9 protein-coding genes and 1 pseudogene are annotated in these 12,316 nt (G+C 47.3%); 8 read left to right on the top strand and 2 right to left on the bottom strand.

Translation table 11 applies throughout. The annotated features are described in order from the left end of the window. Positions 1-106 precede the first annotated feature (106 nt). The 4 genes from malQ (at position 107) to ACF8CV_RS09230 (ending at position 7,820) form a co-directional block, all read left to right on the top strand. Positions 107-2,287, top strand: coding sequence for a 4-alpha-glucanotransferase (gene malQ, locus ACF8CV_RS09245; protein WP_153646065.1), 2,181 nt, complete (start codon positions 107-109; stop codon positions 2,285-2,287). A gap of 267 nt (positions 2,288-2,554) precedes the next feature. Beyond that, on the top strand, positions 2,555-4,750 hold the full coding sequence (glgB, locus tag ACF8CV_RS09240; RefSeq protein WP_373366529.1) for a 1,4-alpha-glucan branching protein GlgB: 2,196 nt from the start codon (positions 2,555-2,557) through the stop codon (positions 4,748-4,750). Between the two features lie 151 nt (positions 4,751-4,901). Continuing rightward, positions 4,902-5,579, top strand: coding sequence for a monofunctional biosynthetic peptidoglycan transglycosylase (mtgA, locus tag ACF8CV_RS09235; protein ID WP_120417116.1), 678 nt, complete (start codon positions 4,902-4,904; stop codon positions 5,577-5,579). A gap of 180 nt (positions 5,580-5,759) precedes the next feature. Further along, positions 5,760-7,820, top strand: coding sequence for an alpha-amylase (locus tag ACF8CV_RS09230; RefSeq protein WP_208871065.1), 2,061 nt, complete (start codon positions 5,760-5,762; stop codon positions 7,818-7,820). A gap of 67 nt (positions 7,821-7,887) precedes the next feature. On the opposite strand, the gene ACF8CV_RS09225 is transcribed toward ACF8CV_RS09230, so the two are convergent. Next, a complete protein-coding gene (locus tag ACF8CV_RS09225; protein ID WP_392416707.1) occupies positions 7,888-8,604 on the bottom strand; it encodes a DsbA family protein in 717 nt (238 codons plus the stop codon). A 96-nt stretch (positions 8,605-8,700) separates the two neighbouring features. Continuing rightward, positions 8,701-8,988, bottom strand: a pseudogene (locus ACF8CV_RS09220) (hypothetical protein). 448 nt (positions 8,989-9,436) lie between these two features. Here ACF8CV_RS09220 and ACF8CV_RS09215 point away from each other — a divergent pair. From ACF8CV_RS09215 to ACF8CV_RS09200, 4 genes are all read left to right on the top strand, one after another. Further along, positions 9,437-10,174, top strand: coding sequence for a nucleoside recognition domain-containing protein (locus tag ACF8CV_RS09215; RefSeq protein WP_005480162.1), 738 nt, complete (start codon positions 9,437-9,439; stop codon positions 10,172-10,174). After that, positions 10,174-10,641 carry a YjiG family protein gene (locus ACF8CV_RS09210; protein WP_005458317.1) on the top strand — a complete coding sequence of 156 codons (468 nt, stop codon included), beginning with the start codon at positions 10,174-10,176 and terminating at the stop codon, positions 10,639-10,641. The genes ACF8CV_RS09215 and ACF8CV_RS09210 overlap by 1 nt, the downstream gene beginning before the upstream one ends. A 9-nt stretch (positions 10,642-10,650) precedes the next feature. Then, entirely contained in the window at positions 10,651-11,775 is a 1,125-nt protein-coding gene (locus tag ACF8CV_RS09205; protein ID WP_208871067.1) for a M20 family metallopeptidase, read from the top strand. Positions 11,776-11,940: 165 nt separating this feature from the next. Further along, entirely contained in the window at positions 11,941-12,315 is a 375-nt protein-coding gene (locus ACF8CV_RS09200; protein ID WP_005458336.1) for a YkvA family protein, read from the top strand. Position 12,316 lies beyond the last annotated feature (1 nt).

The following is a 12,316-nucleotide window of genomic DNA, read 5'->3' as shown; positions in this document are numbered from 1 at the left end:
TAAGACCAAGGTAGCCAAGCGCTACCTTTGGTCATTTGCAAACTTACGTTATTGATAACAATAAAACCCTACATGGAAGGTGTTGGTATTACCTTCGGAGAAAGCGATGAAAGAACAAACAGCATTAAAGAAAGTCGCGGAAATGGCGAGATTGGCTGATAGCTATGTCAGCGCGTGGGGAGACGAGGCAAAAGTTTCTGACGAGACTCTACGCCGCTTGCTCACTTCACTAGGCTACGATACTAGCTGCGATGAAAAACTATTGGCTTCTGCTGAAAAGAAACATAAGAAAGACGTACTAGCCCCTGTTCTTGTTTTACGCGACGGCGAACCAGTCGAAGTGGAACTAAACCTAGGTACGAGTGCTCGTGAGAGTGAATTCAGCTGGCGTTTAGAAACAGAACAAGGAGAGGTACTTGAAGGCTATCTTCAGTCTCAAATTGTTCGTGATGAGCGTGCTGAGGGTGGCCCTCTAGTGTTTGCATTGCCAAAGAACTTGGCATGGGGTTACCACAAACTGATCATCAGTCGTAAGCGTCGTAAAACGCCTTACGAGATGTCATTGATCATCACACCGAAAGCGTGTTTCAAACAAGAAGACCTAAACCAACACAAAAAACTGTGGGGTCCAAGCATTCAGCTTTACACACTGCGTACTCAGCATAACTGGGGCATCGGTGATTTTGGCGACCTAAAACAGTTGGTGAGTGACATTGCCTCTCGTGGTGGTGATTTCATTGGTTTGAACCCGATTCACTCACTTTTCCCAGCGAACCCAGAAGGCGCGAGCCCATACAGCCCATCTTCTCGTCGCTGGCTGAACATCATGTACATCGACGTAAGCTCTGTACCTGAGTTCGCGCTAAGTGCAGAAGCACAACAGCGAGTGGGCAGCGCAGAGTTCCAACAACGTCTACAAAAAGCGCGTGACTCACATTGGGTGAACTACACCGAAGTTTCTCAACTAAAAATGAGCGTATTGCCGCTGCTATTTAGTGAGTTCAAGGCTCGTCATCTCGATAAAAACACGGACCGCGCTCGCGCATTCTTAGATTTCGTAGAGAAGGGCGGCGAAAGTTTATTGCACCAAGCGGCATTTGATGCGCTTCATGCAGATTTGCACGCTGAAGATTCTGGCGTTTGGGGTTGGCCTGTATTCCCTGAGAAATACCGCACATTCGACGCGGCTGGCACTCAGAAATACATCAAAGACAACCAAGATCGCGTTCACTTGTACATGTACCTACAATGGATCGCAGACGATCAAATCAAAGAAGCGCAAGCCCTAGCTGAAGAAAAAGGCATGGCGGTTGGTCTGTACCGCGACCTTGCTGTAGGTGTTGCAGATTCTGGCAGTGAAACATGGGCGGATGAAGGCAACCTAGTGCTGGATGCAAGCATCGGTGCGCCACCAGATATTCTTGGTCCTCTAGGTCAAAACTGGGGTCTGCCACCGCTTAACCCTCAAGTGTTGGAAGCGACAGGCTACGATGCGTACATCAAGTTGCTACGTGCCAACATGAAGCATTGTGGTGCACTGCGTATCGACCACGTACTCGGCCTATTGCGTCTATGGTGGATTCCAAAAGGCGAAAAAGCGACAGAAGGCGCGTACTTGTACTACCCAGTAGAAGACATGCTCGCAATCCTAGCGCTTGAGTCGCACCGCCATCAGTGCTCTGTGATTGGTGAAGACTTAGGTACTGTGCCAGATGAAATCGTTGATATCCTACGTGATGCAGGCGTGCATTCGTACAAAGTCTTCTTCTTCGAAACCTCAAAAGAGGACGGCGGCTTTATTTCTCCGAAGCATTACGCAGAGCAGTCTATGGCGGCATTGTGTACGCACGACATGCCAACCCTACGCGGTTTCTGGCACTGCGATGACTTGAAAATGGGTCGTGAGATTGGTCTGTACCCAGATGAAAAACAGTTGGAAGGCTTATTCGCTGACCGTTTGAAGTGCAAACAAGGCATCCTAGACAGCGTTCGTTGGCACGGTTACTTGCCAGAAGGCATTGGCCATGATGCGCAGTTCGTACCAATGGATTCATACCTAAGCGAAGCGCTTCAATTGCACGTTGCGGCGGGTGATTCTGCACTGCTTAGCGTTCAGCTTGAAGACTGGCTAGAAATGGATCAACCGGTCAACATTCCTGGCACGGTTGATGAGTATCCAAACTGGCGTCGTAAGCTGTCGATGAACCTAGATGAAATCTTCAGTCGTGAAGACGTGAATCGCATTTCTAAACGCCTTACAGAAGTTCGCGCACAGGCGAGCAAATAAGATGCGTAGAGTGACGTAGATGAATGAGCGGATTACTAATTTTGTTAGCTCAGAGGTACGAAAGTTCCGTCTAGGTCACTCATTCAACCCACACAATCCGTTAGGATGAAGTACCGTTATTATGCCCGCGACAATAGCGGGCATTTTTGTATTTTGACGCCGTTTACGCGACGAACGTGAGAAGCGGAGTCTTTTGTGAGTTCACAACGTTGGCTGTGGAGAAACCAACATTCGGTTCAAACGAATATTGGTTCTAGGGAGAAAGATTTGAAAATCACCAAAACAAAGAAAATAAAGAAAAAACACGAACGCGCGTACGAACTGCTTGCTGAGGCGGCTTACTCAGATCCATTTGCGGCGTTGGGCCCATTCATTGATGACGGCGAAGGTTCGCTGCGAGTGTGGATGCCGGGCGCAAACAAGGTTGAACTGCTTGTTAATGGTGAACCTCGCGTGGCGCTTGAACGCGATGGCGACAGCGGTTTTATCTTAAAAGAGCAACGCGACTTACACCTGACCCACTACCGTTTAGCGGTCGATTGGAATGGTGTTGAACAAATTATTGATGACCCGTACCAGTACCACAATATCTACCAAGAGTACGAGCATCTGCATACGCCAATAGACATGTATCACTACATGGGCGCGCACTTTGTCATGCTAGAACGTGGCGGTGAAAACATTTCCGGTGTTCGTTTCCTTGTCTACGCTCCGCATGCATCGGCTGTTAGCCTTGTGGGTTGCTTCAACCAATGGGATGGTCGTCGTCACCCAATGCAACGTTTAGATTATGGCATTTGGGGGTTGTTCATTCCTGGCTTAGAAGAAGGCGTTCAGTACAAATTTGAGCTCAAAGGACCAAATGGGGAAGGGCTGCCACACAAACAAGACCCTTGGGGTTTCTACTCTGAGCAATACCCATCGTTCGCATCCATTACTTACGATCACAAGCGTTACCAATGGCAAGATGCGAAATGGCAAAACCGCGCAGTGACACAAAAGCGTGATGAAGCGTTATCGTTTTATGAGTTGCATGCTGGATCATGGAAGCGCGACGAGAAAGGTGATTTCCTCAACTACCGCGAACTCGCGGAGCAGTTGGTGCCATACCTTGTGGATATGGGCTACACCCACGTTGAGCTGATGCCTGTGTCTGAGCATCCATTCTATGGTTCATGGGGCTATCAACCCGTTGGCTTATTTGCGCCAACCAGCCGTTACGGTTCTCCTGATGATTTCAAATTCTTCGTGGATGCGTGTCACCAAGCTGGTATCGGTGTGGTGCTGGATTGGGTTCCGGCGCATTTCCCATCGGATGACCACGGTTTAGCAAACTTTGACGGCACACCGTTGTTCCACGACCCGGACCCACGTCGCGGTTGGCACCAAGATTGGAACTCATACATCTACGATCTCGGTCGTGAACATGTGCGTCGCTTCCTTGTATCGAATGCGCTGTACTGGTTTGAACAATTCCATATTGATGGCATTCGCGTGGACGCAGTCGCATCGATGCTTTACCTCGACTACTCACGTAGCCACGATCAGTGGGTACCGAACGTCGACGGTGGCAACGAAAACTACGACGCAATCGCAACCTTAAAATGGATGAACGAAGAAGTGTACAAGCACTTCCCGAATGCGATGACGATTGCGGAAGAGTCAACGGCGTTTCCTGGAGTGTCTGCGCCAACCTTTATGGGTGGTTTAGGTTTTGGCTTCAAGTGGAATATGGGGTGGATGCACGACAGTCTTTCATACATCAAAGAAGATCCTGTTCACCGCAAATACCACCACAATACCATCACATTCCCGCTGGTTTATGCGCACAGCGAGAACTACGTCTTGTCTCTCTCTCACGACGAAGTGGTGTACGGCAAAGGCTCTATCCATAACAAGATGCCGGGTGATGAATGGCAGCAAACCGCAAACCTACGTGCATACTACGGTTACATGTATGGTCAACCGGGCAAAAAGCTGAACTTCATGGGCGCGGAAATCGGCCAAACGGCGGAGTGGAACCACGATGATCAGTTGCAATGGTTCTTGCTGGAATATGAGCGTCATCAAGGTGTCCAAAAGCTGATGCGAGATTTGAACCACTTGTACCGAAATGAAGCGGCGATGCACGATCAAGATTGTGTCCCTGCGGGTTTTGAGTGGCGTCTACAAGACGAAGCGGATGCGAGTATCCTAGCGCACGAGCGTATCAGTAAAGAAGGTGAGCGTATTCTCATCATCACCAACTTTACGCCCGTACCACACGAGCGTTTCCGTTTAGGCGTTCCAAATGCAGGTCAGTACGAACTGCTGCTGAACACGGACGACAGCAAATACGGCGGCAGCGATTTTAAAGTGCTGACCAGTGTGAAAACGGAAAAAGTCGAAAGTGAATCACTGCCTCAATCACTTGAGCTTCGTTTACCACCACTTTCAACCGTGTTCTACAAGCGGAATAAATAATTCAGTCTAATCAAATTCTAAGCCCGTTTTACATTGTAAATCGGGCTTTTTTTGACCTATTTTTTACCTCAAAAACTTGTTGTTCCTGATTGAATCAGGCAAGCTCGCTGGTTTGTTTATCATCAATCGCTAATGCATTGGGGAACCACACATGTTGAAAAGGCTTAAGTCATTTCTATTTAAAATGGTGTTGATATTACTGATTGCCCCAATCGTTTTGGTTGGTGTGGTGAAATATGTCGATCCACCAATATGGGGATGGAAGTTAAGCCGCATTGTTGCACCACCAAAGAACTATCCAGACAGCAGCCAACATGAATGGGTATCCTTGACGCGTATTTCAAAAAATATGCAGTTAGCGGTGATTGCGACCGAAGACCAAAAATTCCCTCATCATTATGGTGTCGATTTCGAATCTCTATTCGACGTGATTTCCGAGGCAGGTGATCATGGTCCGTCGAGAGGCGCGAGCACCATTACCCAACAAGCTGCGAAAAATGTGTTTTTGTTTCCATCTCACTCCTACGTTCGCAAGGCTTATGAGCTTTACTTTGCCTTGCTGATGGAGGTGATGTGGAGTAAAGAGCGCATTCTCGAAGTGTATCTAAATGTGGTTGAATTTGGTCCCGGAATTTACGGCGCTGAAGCGGCTGCGCAGAATTATTTTGGTGTCAGTGCAAAGCAACTCTCGAAGTGGCAAGCAGCGCGTTTAGCCGTGGTGTTGCCAAACCCATATCGAATCAAAGTCTATCCACAAAGTGATTACACTGCTCGCCGCACAAGATGGGCGATGAACCAAATGAGCAATCTTGGCAGCGTGCAACTTTAACTCCCTCAATCCATTACGCTTAAATAGAACTACGCCCCTATATCAATAAAATGTGAAGCGTCACGACCTTTGGGGCGTAGGCAGTTAGAATGATGTGTTCAGTTTCTTATCTAGGCACAATTAGTGTGAATAAAACTAATAAATGTGCATGGTTACCATGTGCTGCCAATGGATTGAACGATGAAACTGAACCTGATTACTACTACTTTACTGCTTGCGTCGGCAAGTGCCATCGCCGAGCCTAACATCACCATTTCTACCACGACCAACAGCCGTGACTTCCCGCTAAGTGCAGAGCAGCCTTTGGTTGTGCCTCTAACCAAAGACGGATATACGCTTAAAATCACGGGCGTTGAAGGCGACTGCGTTGCACCCGATGGTCAGAAAGTGAAGTTCAACAAACCTATCGCGCTAAATTGTGGCAAGCCGACCGAACTGCCACTCAAAGTTCGCTTTACTGGCGACTATTCCTTCGCGTATGACGACGCGGCTAAGACGTTGCTGTTTAAGCGAGAGCCCAAAAAAGCAGCAAAAACCGAATTTAAACGCCCGATCCCGCAAGTGCAATGTGAGGTTTACCAAGGCGGAGAAGTGACGATCGCTGTGGGGGATAGCTTTCCTGAAGGCACCAAGTTACGCGATGCTTATTCAGGTCAAATGGTTGAAGTGAAAGAGCATAAAGTATCACTGACGCCAAGTAAAGACTCTGGCGGCCTAGTGCTGCTAGAGCCTGTGCAGAAAACCAAAGAGGCGGTGCCATTTGATTACCGAAACGCGAACATTTACTTCGTGATGGTTGACCGTTTCAACAACGCAGACGCAAGTAACGACAACAGTTATGGTCGTAAAAAAGACGGCAAAGATGAAGTTGGCACGTTCCATGGCGGTGACCTTAAAGGTGTAATTGAGAAACTGGATTACATCAAGAGCCTAGGTACAGACGCGATTTGGTTGTCGCCAATCGTTGAACAAGTGCACGGCTTTGTCGGTGGTGGCGATAGTGGCTCATTCCCGTTTTATGCTTACCACGGCTACTGGACGCGCGATTTCACCAAGATTGATGAGAACTTCGGTAAAGAAGAAGATTTAAAAACGCTGGTGGAAGAGGCGCACAAGCGTGGCCTCAAAGTCTTGATGGATGCGGTTATCAACCATTCTGGTTACTCAACATTGGCAGATCTACAGTTCGACGGTATCGATGTGTTAAAGCCTAATGCCGAACTGCCCAAGAAATGGGGCGACTGGCAACCAAAAGCAGGCGAAAATTGGCATAGCTACCACCAGAATATTGATTATCAGAGTCCGAACTGGGCGAAGTGGTGGGGCGGCGATTGGGTAAGAACTGGCTTGCCGGGTTACCCAGCTCCGGGCAGTAGCGACATTACGATGTCTCTTGCTGGCTTACCAGATTTCATCACTGAATCCAATAAAACCGTCACGCCGCCGCAATGGTTGTTGAATAACCCTAGCACTCGCGTTGAGGCGCGTGACAATTACACCGTCTCGGACTACCTAATTGAGTGGCAAACTGATTGGGTGAAACGCTTTGGCATTGATGGTTATCGAGTCGATACGGTGAAACACGTCGAAGGTGAAGTTTGGAAGCGTCTAAAAGAGGAAGCATCGAACAGCCTAGAGCAGTGGCGTAAAGAAAATGGCAAATCAGGCCAGCCGTTCTGGATGATGGGCGAAGTCTGGGGACACACCGCGTATCGCAGCCCTTATTTCGATGATGGTTTTGACGCGTTGATCAACTTCGATATGCAGAAGAAGCTAGACAAAGGCGCGGCGTGCTTTAGCCAAATGGCAGACACTTACCAAAGCTATGCGGACACTATCGCGAACGAGAAAGACTTCAACCCAGTCAGTTACATGTCTTCTCACGATACGGAGTTGTTCTTCTCACGTTTTAAAGATTACGGCATGCAACGTAATGCCGCGAACGCATTGCTCCTTAGCCCAGGAGCGGTTCAGGTTTATTATGGCGATGAAGTAGGCCGTAACATTGGCCCTTACGCGGATGATTTCCACCAAGGCACACGTTCAGACATGGTTTGGAAGCTATCTGATGACAAACAAGCTTTGCTGAAACACTGGCAAACCCTTGGTCAGTTCCGTCAAGCACACCCTGCCATTGGCGCAGGTCAGCATCGAGTTATTGAACAGGAAGGCGCGTACGTTTTCTCTCGTTCGCTTGGCAATGACAAAGTCGTCGTGGCGTTTGTTGGACGTGATAAGTAACTAAACGCTCTTTATGTCGGTAAATATAAAGCCCTTCCTTGAGTTATCAAGGAAGGGCTTTGTTGTTTTAGTTCGCCAGTTCTTGGTCGATGACTTTTTCTAGCTCGTCAAACGGCACATAACCAGGAATGATCTGATCATTAATGATCAACGCGGGCGTGCCGCGTAAACCAAGTTGCGTGAAATACTGATAGTTTTTATCAAGCAGCGCTTTGGTTTCTTTGTCGTCGACAAGCTGCGCTTCTGTCCCCGTTTTCTTCGCGATCTGTTTTAACGAACGTGCATCATGTGCGCCCGGTTTTTTCACCAATAACTCATGCACTTGTTCGTACTTATCTCGCTGGTTTTGCCAAACATTTAATGCGTAACTTGCCGAGTTGTAGCCGTTTTTCTCGTATTGTTCTTTAAAAGAAACATTGAGGTTAAGCACTTTTATCTGCGGATATTCCTTACCATTTTTGACCAGTTCGCCTTCTAAACGTTTACAAAAAGGGCAACTGTAGTCCGTTACGTTAATAATGGTTAACTCTGGGGTTTCAGCGCCAAAAGAGGAATGTTTGCCATCATTTAGATATTGACGAACCTCCTTCAAGGTGTCGCCAAATGACTGTTGATACGCAATGTACTCTTGCAGGTTTTGGTGCAATGAATCAAGAATTTGAGGGTTCTCTTTTAGTATCTGAGTAATTTCCTCTAGCTTTTGTTCTGAGGTCTTTTCTGATGCGAAAGATACGGCAGGTACGATAGCCATCGTTAACGCCAAAAGTGTACGAGTGAATGTCATAATATTTCCTAAAACTTTTAGATTTCGTTGTTTGTTGTGTGAAGTGAATAAAATACGTACAAAAGTCAGGCGAGCGGGTTTCTCGCCTTGCTGGATTTATTCTCTAAACACGCAAAGTTTTAGGTGAACCCGATACTTTTCCCGTATCGGTTCTGTGTATTCCAGATAACGAATTGCTGTGGATGCCATCGGCAGCGCCACAATCAAAGCAAACAGAAAAAATGGAATAAGAATATGATCAAACTGGTGTTGGTACGCTTGAACCAGCTTCTCTGAAAGGTCGCAAGATGGTGATCAATTCACGCTTTCATTTTGCTGACTCTGTATTTGGTGAGCCTTAGGGCAGCTTTTCGAGAAGCCGGAGTTTTGGCTCAAACATACCATCACCACCCAAAACACGAGGGCGAGTGTCCACTTGGCTATTTTAGGTTGTGAGCGTAACAATGGGCTGCCTAGTCCTGTTGATTCTGGTTTATGCCGTTTGCATATGACCGGACAATCCTAACCTAAATTTCATTATGGAATGTTACTTTCGAGTTAATCGATATCGCCTCAATGCCAAAGTATGAAGTACGTCATGAATGTTGTAGAAAGCAATATTCGTCAGAATCATTGGTCGGATTGATGAAGAAGTCCTGAGGTATCGATATAGATTAATATACCTAATTGTTAGCACAAATTTTTATTATCTTTCAAATGTGATTAAAATCATAAAACAAAACTTCATAACTGAGTCGCCAGAATGTTCGGCAGGCGGATTGATTTTGATCATCTCTCTAGCACATTATTCGGGTGAACATATGTGTCCTGTCCCACATGTGTAGGTAATGTTATGAAAAATCCTGTTCAAACCGAGCGCAAGGTTACGCTGGGGTGCTACGTTGCACTGGCGTTTGCGGTCGTCTTCTTTTCTGGTCTCATGCAATCGAACGAATGGTATGGCGTATTTGATTTCACCACGTTGAATGGCTCTTTTGGCAAGGTGGCTTATGGTGTCACCGAAACGGCTGACGGTGTGCAAGTTGCAACAACGTCGCTTCGTGGTACTGGTGGTAGCGGTGCACGTGACGGTTTCATTTTTGCACTTACTTTGATTCCTACCGTTATGTTCGCACTGGGTATGATCAATGTACTTGAGCACTATGGCGCACTAGAAGCGGCACGCAAACTGTTAACGCCGCTTCTTCGTCCAATTATGGGGATTCCGGGTAACTCTGGTTTGGCTCTTATCGCTTCGCTGCAAAGTACCGACGCGGGCGCGGCGATGACTCGTCAGCTTAAAGATGAAGGCCATCTCACCAAACGCGAAACCGATGTGTTCACTATGTTCCAGTTCACTGCTGGTGCCACCATTGTTAACTTTTTCTCCTCAGGGGCGGTGCTGTTTACGCTGACGATGGCGGATGGCTCGCTTGCCGTAACATCTTCTATTGGTTTGGCGGTTGTGGTGATGTTTTTGTTTAAAATTGTGGGTGCGAACTTATTCCGTATCTATCTAAACATCACAGAAGGTAAAGAAGACAAGCAAGAGCAAAGCAAATCTGAGAACTTAAAAGAGGAGACGGCGTAATGAGTGACGTAAAAGTAAGTAAGCCGATGGTGACGGATATTTTCGTTGAAGGCGCTAAAAAAGGCTGGGTTATTGCGACAACATCAACCGTGCCTAACGTTCTTATGGCGTTTGTCATCATTAAGGCGTTGCAGATTACTGGCGCGTTGGATTTGATGGGCTCGGTATTTTCTCCAGTAATGGCGGTTTTTGGTTTGCCAGGTGAAGCGGCTGCGGTGCTGATTGGTGCTTGGATGTCGATGGGCGGGGCAGTTGGCGTGGTTATCACATTGTTTGACCAAGGCATCTTGAACGGTACGCACATCGCGATTCTTGCACCTGCAATTTACCTAATGGGCTCTCAGGTTCAGTACATGGGTCGAATTATGGGACCTATCGGTACTGAAGGTCGTTATATCCCAATTATGATTGCGATTTCCGTATTGAACGCATTTGGCGCAATGCTAGTCATGAACTTGTTTGTTTAGGGGGCAATCATGCAGTTTTCTCTTAATGAATATCTCGAAGAACTTCGTCCTCTGATCAATGTCGATTGTGGCACGTACACCACTGATGGCATTGACTTCATCGCTTCTCAATTTGAAGGGAAGTACCAAGCGATGTCTGGTTGGAGCGTAAAACGCATCGACTGTGGCAGAGCGGGTATCGGTCTTGAAGTTCGAAACAAGCCTGAGGCTGAGCAAGTTGACGTGATGCTGATTGGTCACATGGATACAGTGTTCCCTGTCGGCACCGCTGGATTACGTCCTATGTCTCAAGACGCTGACAAAGCGTACGGTCCGGGTGTCTCGGACATGAAATCTGGCTTGCTGAATATTGTGTACGCGATGCGTAACCTCGACCAAGCGGTGTTGGATAAACTGTCGATTTGTATCTGCATGAACCCAGACGAAGAAACCGGATCGTTAGATTCGGTCGACTGGATTCAATCTGTTGCAAAAAACGCGAAAAACGTATTGGTGGCAGAAGCAGCACGCGCAGACGGAGGTTTAGTCAAAGCGCGCAAAGGCATGGCGCGTTACAAAATCACGTTTAATGGCATTGCAGCCCACGCTGGCAACGAGCCAGAAAATGGCCGCAGTGCAGTTACCGAGATGGCGAACTGGATTCTCGCAATCAATGCCATGACGAACTTCGAATCTGGCACCACATTAAACGTGGGTATTGTGTCTGGCGGTAACGGCGCAAACATCGTCCCTGAGCACGCTGAAGCGATCGTGGATGTGCGTTTCTGGAGTAATGAAGAATACGATGATGTCGATAGCAAGCTAAACGGCATGCTGGAAACACCATTCGTTGATGGCGTTAGCATCGAGTTGGTTCGTGAAGCTTACAAACCCTCTATGGTGCCAAGCACGCAAACTGAAAGCTTGATGGCATTAGTTGAAGAAGCAGCAAGTGAACTGTCTATCGACATCAACTGGAAAGAAGTGGGTGGCGGCTCTGATGCAAACAATACGGCAATTCTTGGCGTTCCAACTTTGGATGGTCTAGGACCTATCGGTGCAGGTTTCCACAGTGACCAAGAGTACTTGTTGCTTGAGTCTATCGAACCACGTATAAAAATGCTGATGCGTGTACTGGAGAAGATAGCTCAGTAGCGCACTCGACAACTTAGTTCCCAACATCACGATCCCCAGACTTCGGTTTGGGGGTTTTTCTATCTGTGTTTTTGTTTCACTTTACTATCCTTTCTTGTTATTAATCTTGCGTTCAGGTTCGATTTATTAATATGTTGGTCACAGTCATAAATTTCGGAGGCAACGATGACCACAACAATGTCTGTAAAATCGGCGCCGAAAGACGCTAAAGATCAAACGATGCAAGCGCCAGATGAGAAAACCTTCTGGCGCAAAATGAAAGGGTCGGTTAAGAAAGCGGGTGAAGAAATTGCCGTAATGGGCATCAAATCATGGCTCGCGATGACAGATTCCAACACCGCCGTTCGCCATAAGGCGATTTTAGGTGGCGCGTTGGCTTACTTTGTATTACCAACCGATATGGTGCCAGATGTACTAGCAGGCGTCGGCTTTACCGATGACATGGCAGCACTTACGTTAGCCGCTAACTCTGTCGGCAATGCCATCACTAAAGAACACGAAGCACAAGCCAGAGAAAAACTGAATTCGATGGCGGATTAAG

Source organism: Vibrio sp. zbq_1 (genome assembly GCF_043102935.1).
In the GTDB taxonomy this organism is placed as follows: domain Bacteria; phylum Pseudomonadota; class Gammaproteobacteria; order Enterobacterales; family Vibrionaceae; genus Vibrio; species Vibrio parahaemolyticus.
This window is presented reverse-complemented; position numbering and strand designations above follow the sequence as displayed.